The 16,788-nt window shown below is 65.9% G+C and carries 16 protein-coding genes; 10 read left to right on the top strand and 6 right to left on the bottom strand.

The window, feature by feature from the left end; translation table 11 throughout:
• Positions 1 to 12: 12 nt before the first annotated feature.
• Both pncB and CTR55_RS22925 read right to left on the bottom strand, forming a co-directional pair.
• A complete protein-coding gene (gene pncB / locus CTR55_RS22930) occupies positions 13 to 1,212 on the bottom strand; it encodes a nicotinate phosphoribosyltransferase (protein WP_296289658.1) in 1,200 nt (399 codons plus the stop codon).
• Positions 1,213 to 1,214: 2 nt separating this feature from the next.
• Positions 1,215 to 1,862: a nicotinamidase gene (locus CTR55_RS22925; RefSeq protein WP_296289657.1), complete on the bottom strand. Its 648-nt coding sequence runs from the start codon at positions 1,860 to 1,862 to the stop codon at positions 1,215 to 1,217.
• A 170-nt stretch (positions 1,863 to 2,032) separates the two neighbouring features.
• Between CTR55_RS22925 and CTR55_RS22920 the strand changes: the two genes are divergently transcribed.
• On the top strand, positions 2,033 to 2,725 hold the full coding sequence (locus CTR55_RS22920) for an NUDIX domain-containing protein (RefSeq protein ID WP_296289655.1): 693 nt from the start codon (positions 2,033 to 2,035) through the stop codon (positions 2,723 to 2,725).
• A gap of 170 nt (positions 2,726 to 2,895) precedes the next feature.
• Here the strand turns inward: CTR55_RS22920 and CTR55_RS22915 are convergent, their stop codons facing one another.
• On the bottom strand, positions 2,896 to 3,789 hold the full coding sequence (locus tag CTR55_RS22915) for a LysR family transcriptional regulator (RefSeq protein WP_296289653.1): 894 nt from the start codon (positions 3,787 to 3,789) through the stop codon (positions 2,896 to 2,898).
• Between the two features lie 119 nt (positions 3,790 to 3,908).
• Between CTR55_RS22915 and CTR55_RS22910 the strand changes: the two genes are divergently transcribed.
• From CTR55_RS22910 to CTR55_RS22870, 9 genes are all read left to right on the top strand, one after another.
• Complete coding sequence (locus CTR55_RS22910; protein ID WP_296289651.1) at positions 3,909 to 5,399, top strand: aldehyde dehydrogenase family protein; 1,491 nt, start codon at positions 3,909 to 3,911, stop codon at positions 5,397 to 5,399.
• Positions 5,400 to 5,541: 142 nt separating this feature from the next.
• Positions 5,542 to 6,825, top strand: coding sequence for an FAD-binding oxidoreductase (locus CTR55_RS22905; protein WP_296289649.1), 1,284 nt, complete (start codon positions 5,542 to 5,544; stop codon positions 6,823 to 6,825).
• Between the two features lie 417 nt (positions 6,826 to 7,242).
• Entirely contained in the window at positions 7,243 to 8,379 is a 1,137-nt protein-coding gene (locus CTR55_RS22900; protein ID WP_296289647.1) for a branched-chain amino acid ABC transporter substrate-binding protein, read from the top strand.
• A 135-nt stretch (positions 8,380 to 8,514) separates the two neighbouring features.
• Positions 8,515 to 9,429: a branched-chain amino acid ABC transporter permease LivH gene (locus tag CTR55_RS22895; protein ID WP_081515564.1), complete on the top strand. Its 915-nt coding sequence runs from the start codon at positions 8,515 to 8,517 to the stop codon at positions 9,427 to 9,429.
• Positions 9,430 to 9,434: 5 nt separating this feature from the next.
• Positions 9,435 to 10,736 (top strand): high-affinity branched-chain amino acid ABC transporter permease LivM, encoded by a 1,302-nt coding sequence (livM, locus tag CTR55_RS22890; RefSeq protein ID WP_296289645.1) that lies wholly within the window; start codon positions 9,435 to 9,437, stop codon positions 10,734 to 10,736.
• Complete coding sequence (locus CTR55_RS22885) at positions 10,733 to 11,629, top strand: ATP-binding cassette domain-containing protein (RefSeq protein WP_296289644.1); 897 nt, start codon at positions 10,733 to 10,735, stop codon at positions 11,627 to 11,629. Before livM ends, CTR55_RS22885 begins: the two co-directional genes overlap by 4 nt.
• Positions 11,626 to 12,342: an ABC transporter ATP-binding protein gene (locus CTR55_RS22880; protein WP_296289642.1), complete on the top strand. Its 717-nt coding sequence runs from the start codon at positions 11,626 to 11,628 to the stop codon at positions 12,340 to 12,342. The genes CTR55_RS22885 and CTR55_RS22880 overlap by 4 nt, the downstream gene beginning before the upstream one ends.
• A 117-nt stretch (positions 12,343 to 12,459) precedes the next feature.
• Complete coding sequence (locus CTR55_RS22875; RefSeq protein ID WP_296289641.1) at positions 12,460 to 13,389, top strand: ornithine cyclodeaminase family protein; 930 nt, start codon at positions 12,460 to 12,462, stop codon at positions 13,387 to 13,389.
• Between the two features lie 510 nt (positions 13,390 to 13,899).
• A complete protein-coding gene (locus CTR55_RS22870) occupies positions 13,900 to 14,664 on the top strand; it encodes an SDR family oxidoreductase (RefSeq protein WP_296289639.1) in 765 nt (254 codons plus the stop codon).
• Between the two features lie 151 nt (positions 14,665 to 14,815).
• Here the strand turns inward: CTR55_RS22870 and CTR55_RS22865 are convergent, their stop codons facing one another.
• From CTR55_RS22865 to CTR55_RS22855, 3 genes are all read right to left on the bottom strand, one after another.
• Positions 14,816 to 15,388, bottom strand: a complete 573-nt coding sequence (locus tag CTR55_RS22865) for a HupE/UreJ family protein (RefSeq protein WP_296289637.1) — start codon at positions 15,386 to 15,388, stop codon at positions 14,816 to 14,818.
• A gap of 73 nt (positions 15,389 to 15,461) precedes the next feature.
• Positions 15,462 to 16,076: an urease accessory protein UreG gene (gene ureG / locus CTR55_RS22860; RefSeq protein WP_296289635.1), complete on the bottom strand. Its 615-nt coding sequence runs from the start codon at positions 16,074 to 16,076 to the stop codon at positions 15,462 to 15,464.
• Positions 16,077 to 16,088: 12 nt separating this feature from the next.
• A complete protein-coding gene (locus tag CTR55_RS22855; protein ID WP_296289634.1) occupies positions 16,089 to 16,766 on the bottom strand; it encodes an urease accessory protein UreF in 678 nt (225 codons plus the stop codon).
• Positions 16,767 to 16,788 lie beyond the last annotated feature (22 nt).

Below are 16,788 nucleotides of genomic sequence, written 5' to 3'. Positions count from 1 at the left end.
GTCGAAAAAGGGTTACACCGGCACCTTGAATACATGGCGCAGGTAGGTGACGAAGTTCTCGTCGCGGCATTGGGTCTTGCCCGGGGTATCGGAAATCTTCGCCACGGGATGGCCGTTGCAGGCCGTCATCTTGATCACGATGTTCATCGGTTCCACGCCGGGAATGTCGCAGGTCAGGTTGGTGCCGATACCGAAGCTGACGTTGATCTTGCCACGCAATGCGCGGAAGAGCTGCAACGCTTTGGGCAGGTCGAGGCCGTCGGAGAACACCAGGGTCTTGGTCATCGGATCGATCCCCAGGCGGCGGTAGTGGGCGATGGCCTTCTCGGCCCAGACCAGCGGGTCGCCCGAATCGTGGCGCAGGCCATCGAAGAGCTTGGCGAAGTACAGGTCGAAGTCGCTGAGGAAGGCGTCCATGGTAATGCAGTCGGTCAGCGCAATGCCCAGTTGGCCCCGGTACTCACGCACCCAGCAGTCCAGCGCGGCAATCTGACTGTCGATCAGCCTTGGGCCGAGCTGCTGGTGCGCCATCAGCCATTCGTGGGCCATGGTGCCGATGGGCTTGACGTCGAACTCGCGGGCCAGGTGCACGTTGCTGGTGCCGACGAAGCGGCCGGGGAAGTCGCGCTTGAGGATGTGCACGACCTCTTCCTGTGTGCGGTAGGAGAAGCGCCGACGGGTGCCGAAGTCGGCGACCTGGAAGTCCTTAAGCTCCTCTTCGCTGGCGTTGCCGGCGAGCCAGTCGAGCTTGCGGTAGAGCTGCTCGCCAACCTGCTCCAGCACCACCTCGCGGTAGCGATAGCGGTTGCGCACCTCGCTGACGATGGCCAGCAGCGGCACCTCGAAGAGGATCACATGCAGCCACGGCCCGCGCAGGCGGATGGCCAACTGGCCGTCCTCGATGCTGGTGTGCACGTAGCGCAGGTTGAAGCGGAACAGGCTGAGGAAGCGGATGAAGTCCGGCTTGATGAACGGGATACGTTCGAGGAAGGCCAGTTGGTCCGGGGTGGCTTCCAGCTCGGCCAGGCGCTCGATCTGGTAGCGAATTTCCGCCAGGTACGGGCGCAGGTCCTCGGCGTTGCGGCAGCGGAATTCCCATTCCACTTCGGCATTGGGGTAGTTGTGCAGCACCGCCTGCATCATCGTCAGCTTGTAGAAGTCGGTGTCCAGCAGGTTCTGCACGATGCGCTCGGCAAACACGCTCTCGGCCATGATCAGTTCTCCCTGATGCCCGTGAGGGCTTCGTCCAGTTCTTTCTCTTCCGCACAGAGGATGACCCCGGCGCTGCGCATCTCGGCGCAGGCGACCTTCGCGGTTTCCTCCGCGATGGCGCGGCAGGCCGGCAGGTACAGCAGCACCTCGAAGCCGGCGCGGCGCAGTTGCAGGGCGGTGGTCTTCACGCAGTAGTCCAGCGCCAGGCCGCCCACCAGTACATGGCTGACCGCGTTCTGCCGCAGGTATTCGATCACCCCGGTGCTGCGGCGTTCCGCCAGGTCGTGGTAGCACGCGCCATAGGGGTGCAGGTCCGGCTCCACGCCCTTCCAGATGAAGAAGTCGTAGTCCATCGGCTTGGGCAGCTCGTCCAGCAGCTCGAAGCCCGGCGTGCCCGGTACGCAGTGGCTGACCCAGGTGAGGTCGGCATTGGGCAGGGCAAGCGGTTGCAGCATGTGTGCCGGCTCGCTCACCACCCATGGGGCTTGCGGGCTGTGGGCGTCCTTGCTGCCCAGGCGCAGGCTGGCGCGTTCGGCCATCCGGTTGAGGGCGCCGCCGATGGCGTCCCCGCCGGGGACCGGCAGTTCGTTGGGGCAGAGCGGGGTGAAGCCTTTCTGGGCGTCTACATCGAAGCTGGCGATCAGGTTCATGGAAGCCTCCGCTTGACCTTTAGTGGCCTGTCGTGACCACATAATTCACGACGTGAAATAAGTCGTCAAGCAGAAAGATTGAAAATCATCGGAGGTGGAAGATGCTTTCTGTACATGGTGAAATAAGTCACAGGGCTTCTTCCGGAAGAGGAAGCATGGGAGGAGCATCGATGAGTACCGCTGAAGTGCTGGCCACCGTGGATATCGTGGCCCTGCGCCTGAACCCCGAGCGCGGGCTGGAGCTGCTGCTGATCCGCCGCGGCCAGGCGCCGTTCGAAGGCCAGTGGGCGCTACCCGGCGTGCTGATCAACGGCCGCTGCGCCGATCATGGCCTGGACGATGCCGCCTTGCGTGCATTGCGCGAGAAAGCTCGGGTGAAGCCGGCATACATGGAGCAGGTGGCGACCGTGGGCAATGCGGTGCGTGACCCGCGTGGCTGGTCGTTGAGTGTGTTCTACCTCGTGCTGGTAGCGCCGGATACCGAACTGGCCGCCGACGACCTGGATTTCGTGCCGCTGGATGCCGTGCGCGGCGAGCGCTTCGCCTTGCCCTTCGACCACACCCAGCTGGTACAGCAGGCCTGCGAGCGGCTGGCGGGAAAGTCGGTGTACAGCGCTTTGCCACTGCACCTGCTACCGGAGCGCTTCACCGTGGCCGAGGCGCTGAAGGCCTTCGAGTGGTCGATCGGCGAGGAAATCCAGCACTCCAGCCTGCGCGGACGCCTGGAGCGGATGAAGGCGGCGGGCTGGGTGGCAGACACCGGCGAGCGCCACCAGCCTCCGATGGGCCGGCCGCAGCATGTGCTGCGTTTTACGCCGCAGGGGGATGGGGCGTTTGTGTTTGATCGGAGTTTGTTGGTCTGAAATTCCGGCGCGCGGGCTTCCCCTCACCCCAACCCTCTCCCAGAGGGAGAGGGAGCTGTTCGTACCGGCTGATGCTGTGGTGCTCGCCTGCACCCAAACTGTCCCCTCACCCTCAGGAGCGGGGCGCGCAGCCAGGGCTAGGGTGAGGGGCTCTTGGCGAACGCGGAAACTCACCCCTCCAACCGCTCCCCAATCCACTCCACGAACGCCCTGACCTTGGGCACCGCCGCCGCATGCTCGGGGTACGCCAGGTAGTAGCCGCTGCGGCTCTGCAGGCCGTGCTCCCAGGCGATCACCAGCTTGCCCTCGCTCAGCTCTTCTTCCACCAGAAAGCGCGGCAACAGCGCCACGCCACAGCCGGCTTGCGCTGCGCGGATGCACATGTAGAAGGTGTCGAAGCGCGGGCCGTGGTAGCTGTGTTCGCTGTGCTGGCCGAGGCTGAGGAACCACTCGTGCCAGGCTTCCTGGCGCGTGGCGTTCTGCAGCAGGACCAGGTCCGCCAGTTGGGTCGGGTCGCTCAGCGGCTGCGCCGGCAGGATCGCGGGTGAGCACACCGGCACCATCTCCTCGCCGAACAGCGCCACGCATTCCGCGCCGGGCAGGGTGCTGGCGCCGAAGAAGAACGCGATGTCGCAGCGTGATTGCAGCAGGTCGCCGGGCTCCAGTTCCTGGCGCAGGTCCAGGTGGATGTTCGGGTGGCGATGACGCCAGCCGTTGAGGCGCGGGATCAGCCAGCGCGCGCCGAAGGTCGGCGGCGTCGCCACGCGTAGCACTTCGGTCTCGCCGCCGTAGGACAGCAGGTAGTGCGTGGACATCTCCACCTGCGTGAGGATCTTGCGCACCTCCACCAGGTACAGGTCGCCCGCCGGGGTCAGTTGCAGGCGCCGGCGCACGCGGCGGAACAGCAGGTGCTGGAGCATTTCCTCCAGCTGCGCCACCTGCTTGCTGACCGCGCTCTGGGTCAGGTTCAGCTCTTCGGAGGCTCGGGTGAAACTCAGGTGCCGCGCCACCGCTTCGAAGCATTGCAGGGCGGTCATGGACGGCAGGTGGCGTTTGCTCAGCATGGCGGGCAGTTCATGAATTTACGGAATGATGTGCATAGGAAACGTCGTTTGTTGTGCCTCGGCAAGCCGTTTATTACTGCTGGCATTCCAACTGGTTCTGAACCTATTCAGGAGTCCGCATGATTTCCGCACTGCTCGAATCCCTCGGCGTCGATGCCCGCCTGGTCACTGCTGGCGATCAGGTCATCCACTCTCCCATCGACGGCAGCCGCCTGGGCGCGGTGCGCCTGGAAAGCGCCGCCGAGGTGGAGCAGAAGATTGGCCGCGCCGCGCACGCTTTCGAGGCCTGGCGCAAGGTGCCGGCGCCGCGTCGTGGCGAACTGGTGCGGCTGTTCGGCGAGGAACTGCGGGCGAGCAAGACGGCACTGGGCGAGCTGGTGTCCTGGGAGGCCGGCAAGATCACCCAGGAAGGCCAGGGCGAAGTGCAGGAGATGATCGATATCTGCGACTTCGCCGTCGGCCTGTCGCGCCAGCTCTACGGCCTGACCATCGCCTCCGAGCGCCCCGGCCACCACATGCGCGAGACGTGGCACCCGCTGGGCGTGGTCGGCGTGATCAGTGCCTTCAACTTCCCAGTCGCCGTGTGGTCGTGGAACACCGCGCTGGCGCTGGTCTGCGGCAACTCGGTGGTGTGGAAGCCGTCGGAGAAAACCCCGCTCACCGCACTGGCCTGCCAGGCGTTGTTCGAGCGTGCGCTGAAGAAATTCGGCGATGCGCCTGATTACCTCAGCCAGGTGGTAATCGGCGATCGCCGCGCTGGCGAAGCGCTGGTGGACGACGTGCGCGTCGCCCTGGTCAGCGCCACCGGCAGTACCCGCATGGGCCGCGAAGTCGGCCCGCGCGTGGCGGCCCGATTCGGTCGCAGCATTCTTGAGCTGGGCGGCAACAACGCGATGGTCCTGGCGCCCAGCGCCGACCTCGACATGGCCGTGCGCGCCGTACTGTTCAGCGCCGTCGGCACCGCCGGGCAGCGCTGCACTACCCTGCGCCGGCTGATCGCCCACGAGTCGGTGAAGGACGAGTTCGTCAGCCGCCTGAAGACGGCTTACGCCAAGGTGCGTATCGGCCATCCGCTGGAAGGCAACCTGGTCGGCCCGCTGATCGATGAGCGCAGCTTCCTCGCCATGCAGGGCGCGCTGGAGCAGGCGCGCGGTGAGGGCGGCGTGGTGTTCGGCGGCGAGCGCCAACTGGCGGATCAATTCCCCGAGGCCTACTACGTTTCGCCGGCCATCGCAGAGATGCCCGAGCAGAGCGACGTGGTGCGCAGCGAGACTTTCGCGCCGATCCTCTACGTGGTGCCGTACCAGAACTTCGACGATGCGGTGGCGCTGAACAATGCTGTGCCGCAGGGGCTGTCGTCGTGCATCTTCACCACCGACCTGCGCGAGGCGGAAGCCTTCATCTCGGCGGTGGGCAGCGACTGCGGCATCGCCAACGTCAACATCGGCCCCAGCGGTGCGGAGATCGGCGGCGCCTTTGGTGGCGAGAAGGAAACCGGCGGCGGCCGCGAGTCCGGCTCCGACGCCTGGAAGGGCTACATGCGCCGGCAGACCAACACCGTGAACTACTCGCGGGAACTGCCGCTGGCGCAGGGCATAGTCTTCGATTGAGCGCGCGGAAATTGCTCTTCCTGTAGGAGCGAGCTTGCTCGCGAACAAGCTCCGCTGCGGACCCGTTCGCGAGCAGGCTCGCTCCTACGAAAAACACGCAGTACCGAGTCATTCACAAAGGTTCGCGTAGAAGGATCGCTGGATGTCGCTTCGCCAAGAGTGTCTGTGGGAACACCTGACTCCCGACCGCCCGGAAGCCCCGGAGCTGCGCGGGGATCGCAAGGTCGACGTGTGTGTCATCGGCGCGGGCTTCACTGGCCTGTCCGCCGCGCTGCATCTGCTGGAGCGCGACCAGAAGGTCTGCGTGCTGGAAGCCCACACCACCGGGCACGGTGGCTCGGGGCGCAACGTCGGACTGGTCAACGCCGGCCTGTGGATTCCCCCGGATGAGATCGAAGCGGGCATGGGCGCGGAAGTCGGGCAGCGGGTCAACCGCATGCTCGGCAACGCACCGTCGCTGGTGTTCTCGCTGATTGACCAGTACGCCATCGATTGCCAGGCGCGCCGCGAAGGCACGCTGCACATGGCGCACAACGCCCGTGGCCTGGCTGACTTGCGCAGCCGCTGCGAGCAATGGGGCCGCCGTGGTGCGCCGGTGGAGCTGCTCACCGGCACGGATTGCGAGCAGGCCAGCGGCACCGACAAGATTGCCGGCGCGTTGCTCGATCGGCGCGCCGGTACGCTCAACCCCATGGCCTACGTCAGCGGCCTGGCCCGCGCGGTGGTCGGCCTGGGCGGCGAGCTGTACCACCATTCCCCGGTGGTCGGCCTGGTGCGCGTGGGCAACGCGTGGAACGTGATCACCGCCGGTGGCGTGGTCACCGCCGACAAGGTGGTGATCGCCTCCAGCGCCTACACCGAAGGCGAGTGGACGCAACTGCGCCGCACCTTCTTCCCCGGTTACTACTACCAGGTCGCCTCGCGCCCGCTGGAGGGCGCGGAAGCTGCGCGCATCCTGCCGGGCGGGCAGGGCTCCTGGGACACCCGCCAGGTGCTCAGCAGCATCCGCCGCGATGCCGACGGCCGCCTGCTGCTCGGCAGCCTCGGCAAGGGCACCGGCAAGCCGGCGTGGTTCCTCAGGAGCTGGGCGGACCGCATCCAGCAGCACTACTTCCCGAAACTGGGCAAGGTGGACTGGGAGTTCACCTGGACCGGCTGCATCGACTTCACCCCCGACCACCTCATGCGCCTGTTCGAGCCGGCGCCGGGGCTGGTCGCCATGAGCGGCTACAACGGTCGTGGCGTCACCACCGGCACCGTGGTGGGCAAGGCCTTCGCCGACTTCCTGCTGGACGGTGACGCCAGCGCCCTGCCGATGCCGCTGCGGCCCATGGAGGAAATCTCCGCAGTGGGCCTACGCAGTTGTCTGTACGAAGCCGGCTTCTCCCTCTACCACGCCGGGCAATGCCTGCGGGTGGTGATCTGAGCCCGCGGCTGCGGCGGCGCAAGCCGCCGGGGTTGCCCGCCAACGCTCGCTGCACTTTGGTCTAGCCTCTTATGGTGCGTTACCCCGGCGGGTCTGCACCGCGGATGTGCAGTTCGGTGACAGCGATGGTTACGGTTGGGGTTGCGCCTGTGGTAGCTGGAAAAAGTCAGCCCACGGGATGGTCGGTTGCACCTTTTTGCTTGATTGGTTGCGCCTTCTGTTTTTGCTGGGTTGCACGTGTCTAGCGCTTGATGTCTGCCAGCTCTAGCTGTTTTCACTGTAGGACTTGGTTAATAACAAAAACGAATGGCACGCCGCTTGCTGTCGATTAATCGCTAAGTCGCTGAATGGCTACACGAGAAATCGCCAACAAGAAATACAACGCGCCATTACAAAAACCCTCAGGAGCAAAACTCCATGTCGCAGAAGATTTTCAGAAAAGGCTTTCTGGCTCTGGCGGTAACCACCGCGCTGGGCGTGTCTTCGGTTGTACAGGCTGATGTCGTTATCGGGGTCGCAGGACCGCATACCGGGGCCAACGCCTCGTTCGGCGAGCAGTACTGGCGTGGGGCGAGCCAGGCCGCGGAGGACATCAACGCCGCCGGCGGTATCAATGGCGAGAAGATCAAGCTGGTGAAGGCGGACGACGCCTGCGAGCCGAAGCAGGCCGTGGCCGTGGCCAACCGCCTGGTGGACCAGGACAAGGCGGTCGCCGTGGTCGGCCACTTCTGCTCCTCCTCCACCATCCCCGCCTCGGAGGTCTACGACGAGGCTGGCGTCATCGCCATCACGCCCGGTTCCACCAACCCGCAGGTCACCGAACGCGGCCTTTCCGGCATGTTCCGCATGTGCGGTCGTGACGACCAGCAGGGCGTGGTCGCCGGCGATTACATCGTCGACGTGCTGAAGGCCAAGAAGGTCGCGGTGATCCACGACAAGGACACCTACGGCCAGGGCCTGGCGGACGCCACCCGTGCGCAGCTGAACAAGCGCGGCGTGAAGGAAGTGCTGTACGAAGGCCTGACCCGTGGCGAGAAGGACTTCAACGCCCTGGTCACCAAGATCCGCGCCTCCGGCGCCGAGGTCGTCTACTTCGGCGGCCTGCACCCGGAAGCCGGCCCGCTGGTGCGGCAGATGCGTGAACAGGGCGTGACCGCCAAGTTCATGTCCGACGACGGCATCGTCACCGACGAACTGGTCACCACCGCCGGCGGCCCGCAGTACGTCAAGGGCGTGCTGATGACCTTCGGCGCCGACCCGCGCCTGATCCCGGACGGCAAGGCCGTAGTGGAGAAGTTCCGCGCCAACGGCTTCGAGCCCGAGGGCTACACCCTCTACGCCTACTCCTCGGTACAGGCCCTGGCCGCCGCCTTCAACGGCGCGGGCAAGACCGACCCGGCCAAGGCCAGCGCCTGGCTGAAGGCCAACCCGGTGCAGACCGTGATGGGCAAGAAGGAGTGGGACAAGAAGGGCGACCTGAAAGTCTCCGACTACGTGGTCTACGAGTGGGATGACAAGGGCAAGTACCACCAGCTCGACGCGTTCAAGAAGTAACCGCCTGACCGGGCCGGCGCCGCTACCCGCGGCGCCGGCTTTCCCGCAGGTCGACGAAACGCGCGTAGCTGGTCACGAGCCGGTGATTGCGCGAGCCGTCCGCCTTTCCTGCCCTGCTTGCGCGAGTACTCAATCGTGGACGGTATCTTCCTCCAGCAAATGATCAACGGGCTGACCCTGGGCTCGGTCTACGGCCTGATCGCCATCGGCTACACGATGGTCTACGGCATCATCGGCATGATCAACTTCGCCCACGGCGAGGTGTACATGATCTCCGCCTACCTCTCGGCCGTCGGCCTCGCGCTGCTCGCCTTCTTCGGCCTGCAGTCGTTCCCGCTGCTGATCCTCGGCACCCTGGTCTTCACCATCTTCGTCACTGGCGTGTACGGCTGGGTGATCGAGCGCATCGCCTACAAGCCGCTGCGCAACTCCACGCGCCTGGCCCCGCTGATCTCCGCCATCGGCATGTCGCTGATCCTGCAGAACTACGTGCAACTGGCCCAGGGCCCTCGCCAGCAAGGCGTGCCGACCCTGCTCGACGGCGCTTTCAAGTTCCACATCGGCGAAGGCTTCGTGCAGCTGACCTACACCAAGGTGTTCATCCTCATCGCCGCCTTCGTCGGCATGGCGGTGCTGACCTACGTGATCCAGTACACCAAGCTCGGGCGCATGTGCCGCGCCACCCAGCAGGACCGCAAGATGGCCTCGATCCTGGGGATCAACACCGACCGGGTGATCTCCTACGTGTTCATCATCGGCGCCGCCATGGCCGCGCTGGCGGGCGTGCTGATCACCATGAACTACGGCACCTTCGACTTCTACGCCGGCTTCATCATCGGCATCAAGGCGTTCACCGCCGCGGTGCTCGGTGGCATCGGCTCGCTGCCCGGCGCCATGCTCGGCGGGCTGATCCTGGGCGTGGCCGAGGCGCAGTTCTCGGGCATGGTCAACACCGACTTCAAGGACGTGTTCGCCTTCGGCCTGCTGGTGACCATCCTGATCTTCCGGCCGCAAGGGCTCCTGGGGCGTCCCCAGGTTTCGAAGGTGTAAGCATGATGTCCGCGACCCAGATTTCAGCGGCGCCCAAGACGGCGCGCATCGATATCAAGAAGAGCCTCGTCGACACCGTGCTCGCCGGCCTGATCGCCGTGATCGTCTTCGGCCCCATCGTCGGTATCGTGCTCGATGGCTACAGCTTCAAGGTCGAACCGGTCCGTCTGGCCTGGATGGTCGGCGCGGTGATGCTTGGCCGGCTGCTGCTCAGCCTGTTCCTGCAGACCCCGGCCGGCTCCCGCGTGATGGACCGTTTCGAGACCTCGGACTCGGGCATCAGCGTGCTGCCGCCGGGCTACAAGACGCGCCTGCGCTGGATAGTCCCGCTGGTGATCCTCGCTGCGGTGATCTTCCCGTTCTTCGCCAGCAAGTACCTGCTCACCGTGATCATCCTCGGGCTGATCTACGTGCTGCTGGGCCTGGGGCTGAACATCGTGGTCGGCCTCGCCGGGCTGCTCGACCTCGGCTACGTGGCGTTCTACGCCATTGGCGCTTACGGCCTCGCGCTGGGTTACCAGTACCTCGGCCTGGGCTTCTGGACGGTGCTGCCGCTGGCCGCCATCGTCGCCGCTCTGGCGGGGGCGCTACTGGGTTTCCCGGTGCTGCGGATGCATGGTGACTACCTGGCCATCGTGACCCTGGGCTTCGGCGAAATCATCCGCCTGATCCTCAACAACTGGCTGTCCTTCACCGGTGGCCCGAACGGCATGCCGGTGCCGGCGCCGACCTTCTTCGGCCTCGAGTTCGGTCGTCGGGCAAAGGAGGGCGGCACGCCGATCCATGAGTTCCTCGGCATCGATTACAACCAGAACTTCAAGTTCCTGTTCATCTACGTGGTGCTGTTCCTCGTCGTCATGCTGGTGCTCTACATCAAGCACCGGCTGACCCGCATGCCGGTCGGCCGCGCCTGGGAAGCGCTGCGCGAGGACGAGATCGCCTGCCGCGCCATGGGCCTGAACCATGTGCTGGTGAAGCTCTCGGCGTTCATGCTCGGCGCCTCCACCGCGGGTCTGGCCGGCGTGTTCTTCGCCACTTACCAGGGCTTCGTCAACCCGTCGTCGTTCACCTTCTTCGAGTCGGCGCTGATCCTCGCCATCGTGGTGCTGGGCGGCATGGGCTCGACGGTGGGCGTGGTGATCGCCGCCTTCGTCCTCACCGTGGCGCCGGAACTGCTGCGCAGCTTCGCCGACTACCGCGTGCTGCTGTTCGGCATCCTCATGGTGCTGATGATGATCTGGCGGCCGCGCGGGCTGATCCGTATCAGCCGCTCGGGCTTTGCCGTGCGCAAGGGGGTGGCGCCATGAGCGAGCCAGGCATCGATACCTCTCGCGACAAGATCCTCAGCGTCGAGCACCTGATGATGCACTTCGGCGGCATCAAGGCGCTCAATGACGTCAACCTCGACGTGGAGCGCGGCTCGATCACCGCGCTGATCGGTCCCAACGGCGCCGGCAAGACCACGGTGTTCAACTGCCTCACCGGCTTCTACAAGGCCACCGGCGGCAACATCCTGCTCAACACCCAGGGCGGCACCACCGACGTGATCAAGGTGCTCGGCCAGCCGTTCCAGGGCAGCGACTTCGTCAACCCGGCGCAGTTCGGCAACCGCGTCTTCTACAAGATGTTCGGCGGCACTCACCTGGTGAACCGCGCGGGGCTCGCGCGCACTTTCCAGAACATCCGGCTGTTCCGCGAGATGTCGGTGGTGGAGAACCTGCTGGTCGCCCAGCACATGTTCGTCAACCGCAACCTCATCGCCGGCGTGCTCAACACCCCCAGCTACCGCCGCGCGGAAAGCGAGGCGCTGGACCACGCCTTCTACTGGCTGGAAGTGGTGGACCTGGTGGACTGCGCCAACCGCCTGGCCGGCGAGATGTCCTACGGGCAGCAGCGCCGCCTGGAGATCGCCCGCGCCATGTGCACCCGGCCTGAGTTGATCTGCCTCGACGAACCCGCCGCCGGCCTCAACCCGGCCGAAACCCAGGCGCTGGCGCGCATCGTCCGCTACCTGCGCGACCACCACGGCATCACCGTCCTGCTGATCGAGCACGACATGGGCATGGTGATGAACATCTCCGACCACATTATCGTGCTCGACCACGGCGTGGTGATTGCCCGTGGCGCGCCGGACGAGATCCGCCACAACGAGACAGTGATTGCCGCCTATCTCGGCGCAGACGAAGAGGAGCTGGCATGACGGCGCCGATGTTGGAATTCCGTGAAGTCGATGTGTTCTACGGGCCGATCCAGGCGCTGAAGAAAGTCTCGCTGACCGTCAACGAAGGGGAGACCGTGGCGCTGATCGGCGCCAACGGTGCGGGCAAGTCGACGCTGCTGATGTCGATCTTCGGCCAGCCTCGCGCGGCCAGCGGCGCGATCCTCTACAAGGGCCAGGACATCCGCCACAAGTCCGCGCACTACGTGGCCTCCAACGGCATCGCGCAGTCACCGGAAGGGCGCCGGGTGTTCCCCGACATGAGCGTGGAGGAGAACCTGCTGATGGGCACCATTCCCGTCGGCATGGCGCACGCCGAGGAAGACATGCAGCGCATGTTCGACCTGTTCCCGCGCCTGCAGGAGCGGCGCAACCAGCGCGCGATGACCATGTCCGGCGGCGAGCAGCAGATGCTCGCCATCGCCCGCGCACTGATGAGCCGGCCCAAGCTGCTGTTGCTCGACGAGCCGTCGCTGGGGCTGGCGCCCATTGTGGTCAAGCAGATCTTCCAGACCCTGCGCGAGCTGGCGCAGAGCGGGATGACGCTGTTCCTCGTGGAGCAGAACGCCAACCACGCGCTGAAGCTGTCCGACCGGGGGTACGTGATGGTCAACGGCGAGATCCGCCTGAGCGGCACCGGGGCGGAACTGCTGGGTAACCAGGAGGTTCGTAACGCGTATCTGGGCGGGCACTGACGCCATCACCTTTCGTAGGAGCGGACTCCGTCCGCGATGCTTCCCGGCGCGCCTGAGATCATCGCGGACGGAGTCCGCTCCTACGGTTATCCATCGATTTCCTGAAGAGGAGTTTCCATGCAAGACCTCCGCTTCCTCACCAACGCTGACGTCGCAGAACGCCTGAGTTATCCCCAGCTGATCGAAGCCCTGCGCATCGGCCTTGCCGGCGCGTGCGAAGCCCCGGTGCGCAGCTGCCATGAACTGCAGGGCAACGCCTCGCTGCTGACCATGCCGGTGTGGCGGCCGGGGCAGGATATCGGCGTCAAGCTGGTCACCGTGTTCCCCGGCAATGGCGCGAAGAACCTGCCGGCGGTGGCCGCGTTGTTCTGCCTGTTCGACGGCGAAACCGGGCGCCCGCTGGCGATGCTCGAAGCCTCGGAAATGACCGCCCGGCGCACCGCCTGCACCTCCGCGCTGGCCGCCGATTACCTGGTGCGCCGCGATGCGCGCCGGCTGCTGGTGGTCGGCAGCGGCACCCTGGCGCCGCACATGGTTCGCGCCCACTGCTCGGTGCGCGAGTACGAGGACATCGCCGTCTGGGGCCGCCACGAAGACAAGGCGAATGCACTGGTGAAACAGCTGCAGGACGAAGGCTATCCCGTCCACGCCAGTGTCGATCTGCGCGGCAGCGTCGCAGCGGCGGACTGCATCAGTTGCGTCACCACCTCCCGCGAGCCCATCGTCCACGGTGCCTGGCTACGCTCGGGTTGCCACCTCGACCTGGTCGGCGCCTTCCTACCCAGCATGCGCGAGACCGACAACGAAGCCGTGCGCCGCGCGCGCATCGTCGTCGATACCCGCGAAGGTGCACTGGAGGAGGCAGGCGACCTGCTGATTCCCCTGGGCGAGGGTGTGATCGATGAGAGCGCCATTCATTGCCAGCTGTCCGACCTTCTGCACGGTCGTGGCGCACGCAAGGACGACAGCGAGATCACCCTGTTCAAATCCGTGGGTTATGCACTGGAAGACCTGATCGCGGCGCGCCTGCTGCTTTCCGTGAATTAATCCAAGGAATCTGTGGGCGGGCCTGTGGATAACGTCTGGGAGAACCTCGCCAGGCCCCATGGCCGCAGGCGCCGTCGAGGGCGGTCGATTTCTGTTCGATCACCCCGCAACCCCTGTATGGATGGACAGTTACGGCGTCGCGAAAAAGTTCCGCAGTTCCGATAGTTGTCCCCGCCAGCCGTTGAAAGAGTTGTGGATAACCTTGGGAAGAACTTCTCCAGCGTAGTGGTGGCGCGGCCTGCGGCGGGGCGCTCGAAAATCGACCAGGAGGAAACCCGGGTTCCGCTTGCCCACAGAATCCGTGGAGCAGCCTGTGGACAAGGTGGGTGCAACTCGCGCCAGGCCCGTAGCCATGGGGCTTTCAAGCAGCTGTTCGGGTTTTATCCAGCACGGCTGTAACGCAACGCGGCGGGTTCGGGCTGTTATGCTCGACCGACCGACAAGAACACGCGCGGCACGATTTCCCGGCATGCACCGGCGACGGCGGCGCCCCGTTAGAGGACCTCTGCAATGACCACTCCCACCCTGTTCATTACCGGCGCCACCTCCGGCTTCGGCGAAGCCTGTGCGCGGCGTTTCGCCCGTGATGGCTGGTCGCTGGTGATCACCGGCCGCCGCGAGGAGCGGCTCAACGCACTGGCCCAGGAGCTTTCCGCGCAGACCGAGGTGCTGCCGCTGGTGCTCGACGTGCGTGACCGTGTGGCGATGGCCGCTGCGGTGGACAGCCTGCCGGAGAAGTTCGCCAAGCTGCGTGGCCTGATCAACAACGCCGGCCTCGCCCTGGGCGCCGACCCGGCGCAGAACTGCGAGCTGGATGACTGGGACACCATGGTGGACACCAACATCAAGGGCCTGATGTACGCCACCCGCCTGCTGCTGCCGCGCCTGATCGCCCATGGCCCTGGTGCGAGCATCCTCAACCTGGGTTCGGTGGCCGGTCGCTGGCCCTATCCGGGCGGCCACGTCTACGGCGCGACCAAGGCCTTCGTCGAGCAGTTCTCGCTGAACCTGCGCTGCGACCTGCAAGGCACGGGTGTGCGCGTCACCAATCTGGAGCCGGGCATGTGCGAGAGCGAGTTCTCTCTGGTGCGCTTCGGCGGTGACCAGGCGAAGTACGACAAGACCTACGCTGGCGCCGAGCCGATCCAGTCCGTGGACATCGCCGAAACCATCCACTGGATCATGAACCAGCCGCCGCACATCAACATCAATACCCTCGAACTCATGCCGGTGAGCCAGGCGTGGGCAGGGTTTGCGGTGCATCGCAAGGGCTGATCCCCAAGCAGAAGGTCTTGGTGTTGTAGGAGCGAGCTTGCTCGCGANNCGAACCCGCCCCGCCGCGAGGCTGTTCGCGAGCAAGCTCGCTCCTACAGGGTCCGGAATTTTTGCGATGTGGCGTAGGAGCTGACGAATTCCGCTTCTACGTTCAGCTCGCCAGCAGCCAGGCGCCTGCACCCGCCGAAGCCAGGCCAGCGAATCGCACCAGCGGCGCGGCGGCCTGCGGCAACAGGCGAACGATTCCGTAACCCGCCGCATGCAGTGCGGCAGTCGCGCCGACGAAGCCGGCGGCGTAAAGCCACGGGCTGCTCAGGTCCGGCAGTTCCAGCCCATGGGCCACGCCATGGGCAAGGGCGAATAGCGCGGTGGCGCCCATCGCCAGGAACAGCGGCGGACGCACCGCCAGGGCGACGCACAGGCCCAGCGCCAGCACGGACGCGGCGATGCCGGTCTCCATGAACGGCAGCTCCAACCCCTCGAAGCCCAGCAGCCCGCCGATCAGCATGGTCACGACGAAGGTGCAGGGCAGCGCCAGCCGCGCGGCGCCTTTCTGCTGCGCCGCCCAGAGGCCGACGGCGAGCATCGCCAGCAGGTGGTCGAGGCCGGTGACGGGGTGGGCGATGCCGGCGATCAGGCCGTGGTCGCCGTGGCCCGGATGGGCGAAGGCCACCGCCGGGGTGAGGAACAGTGCCAGGCTGTAGAAGGCTTTGCGCAGCTGCATGGAAAACTCCCTGTTTCTTTTCGTGAAGCTTCTTGTGGTGGGGCGGCCGCCGCCCGCGGTCGGGTAGAAGGCATCAGGCTGCGTTCAGCAGGCCCTGGCGTTCGATGAAGGCGATGATCTCGGCCAGGCCCTGGCCGGTTTTCTGGTTGCTGAAGACGAAGGGCTTGTCGCCGCGCATGCGCGAGGCGTCCTGATCCATCACTTCCAGCGAGGCGCCCACCAGCGGGGCGAGGTCGATCTTGTTGATCACCAGCAGGTCGGACTTGCAGATGCCCGGTCCGCCCTTGCGTGGGATCTTGTCGCCGGCGGACACGTCGATCACGTAGAGGGTCAGGTCCGACAGCTCGGGGCTGAAGGTGGCCGAGAGGTTGTCGCCGCCGGACTCCACCAGGATCAGGTCGAGGCCGGGGAAGCGGCGGTTGAGCTGGTCCACGGCCTCGAGGTTGATCGAGGCGTCCTCGCGGATCGCCGTGTGCGGGCAGCCGCCGGTTTCCACGCCGATGATCCGCTCCGGCTCCAGCGCCTCGTTGCGCACCAGGAACTGTGCGTCCTCCTGGGTGTAGATGTCGTTGGTGACCACGGCGATGTTGTAGCGCTGGCGCAGGGCGCGGCACAGCGCCAGGGTCAGGGCGGTCTTGCCGGAGCCCACCGGGCCGCCGATGCCGACGCGAAGAGGTTGAGCGTTCATGGGGCAGTTCTCCTAGGAGCGGAACAGACGGCTGTATTGGGTTTCGTGAGTCATGCAGGCCAGCGCGAGACCGATAGGCGCGCCGCCGTGGGGGGCGTTTTCGAGCGCGGCCCGGCAGGCGGCGTCGAGGTCGGGGAGCAATTGCGAGGTGAGCTTCTGCGCGGCCATCTGGCCCAGCGGCAGGGTCTTCATCAGCACCGCCAGCTGGTTCTCCAGCCAGCTCCACAGCCAGGCGCCCAGGGCCTGCTCCGGGGAGAGCGCCCAGGCGCGGGCGGCCAGCGCCCAGGCGGCGGCGAAGGAGGGCTCGGCTTGCCCGGCCAGCCACTGGCGCGCGGGGGCGTCCAGTTCGGGCAGCGCTTCGAGCAACTGGCCGAGGGAGAAGCCCATCTGCCGGTTCTCCTGACCCAGTTCGCGGGTCTCGCGGCTGGCGCGATGGCGTTCGGCGGCATCGTGCAGGGCTTCCCAATCAGCACCTTGCGCAGCGCGCAGCAGCTCGGCCAGCAGCGGGCCCTCGAAGCGTGCGAGGTTCAGGTGCAACTGGTCGGCGAGCCAGGTGCGGGCGCCGTCGGCATCCTTCACCTGGCCCTGGTCGATGGCGCTTTCCAGTCCCTGGGAGTAGCTGTAGCCGCCGATGGGCAGCTGTGGGCTGGCCAGGCGCAGCAGGGCCCAGAGGCTTGATGGGCTGTTCATTGGCTCCGATCTTCCACGGAGC

It is taken from the genome of Pseudomonas sp. (genome assembly GCF_002796985.1).
Lineage (GTDB): Bacteria > Pseudomonadota > Gammaproteobacteria > Pseudomonadales > Pseudomonadaceae > Pseudomonas.
This window is presented reverse-complemented; position numbering and strand designations above follow the sequence as displayed.

Coding starts and splice junctions, on each gene's coding strand:
- CTR55_RS22925 (WP_296289657.1), bottom strand. CDS start 1,862: ATGAACCTGATCGCCAGCTTCGATGTAGACGCCCAGAAAGGCTTCACC.
- CTR55_RS22875 (WP_296289641.1), top strand. CDS start 12,460: ATGCAAGACCTCCGCTTCCTCACCAACGCTGACGTCGCAGAACGCCTG.
- CTR55_RS22870 (WP_296289639.1), top strand. CDS start 13,900: ATGACCACTCCCACCCTGTTCATTACCGGCGCCACCTCCGGCTTCGGC.
- CTR55_RS22885 (WP_296289644.1), top strand. CDS start 10,733: ATGAGCGAGCCAGGCATCGATACCTCTCGCGACAAGATCCTCAGCGTC.
- pncB (WP_296289658.1), bottom strand. CDS start 1,212: ATGGCCGAGAGCGTGTTTGCCGAGCGCATCGTGCAGAACCTGCTGGAC.
- CTR55_RS22865 (WP_296289637.1), bottom strand. CDS start 15,388: ATGCAGCTGCGCAAAGCCTTCTACAGCCTGGCACTGTTCCTCACCCCG.
- CTR55_RS22855 (WP_296289634.1), bottom strand. CDS start 16,766: ATGAACAGCCCATCAAGCCTCTGGGCCCTGCTGCGCCTGGCCAGCCCA.
- CTR55_RS22880 (WP_296289642.1), top strand. CDS start 11,626: ATGACGGCGCCGATGTTGGAATTCCGTGAAGTCGATGTGTTCTACGGG.
- CTR55_RS22920 (WP_296289655.1), top strand. CDS start 2,033: ATGAGTACCGCTGAAGTGCTGGCCACCGTGGATATCGTGGCCCTGCGC.
- ureG (WP_296289635.1), bottom strand. CDS start 16,076: ATGAACGCTCAACCTCTTCGCGTCGGCATCGGCGGCCCGGTGGGCTCC.
- CTR55_RS22905 (WP_296289649.1), top strand. CDS start 5,542: ATGTCGCTTCGCCAAGAGTGTCTGTGGGAACACCTGACTCCCGACCGC.
- CTR55_RS22910 (WP_296289651.1), top strand. CDS start 3,909: ATGATTTCCGCACTGCTCGAATCCCTCGGCGTCGATGCCCGCCTGGTC.
- livM (WP_296289645.1), top strand. CDS start 9,435: ATGTCCGCGACCCAGATTTCAGCGGCGCCCAAGACGGCGCGCATCGAT.
- CTR55_RS22915 (WP_296289653.1), bottom strand. CDS start 3,789: ATGCTGAGCAAACGCCACCTGCCGTCCATGACCGCCCTGCAATGCTTC.
- CTR55_RS22900 (WP_296289647.1), top strand. CDS start 7,243: ATGTCGCAGAAGATTTTCAGAAAAGGCTTTCTGGCTCTGGCGGTAACC.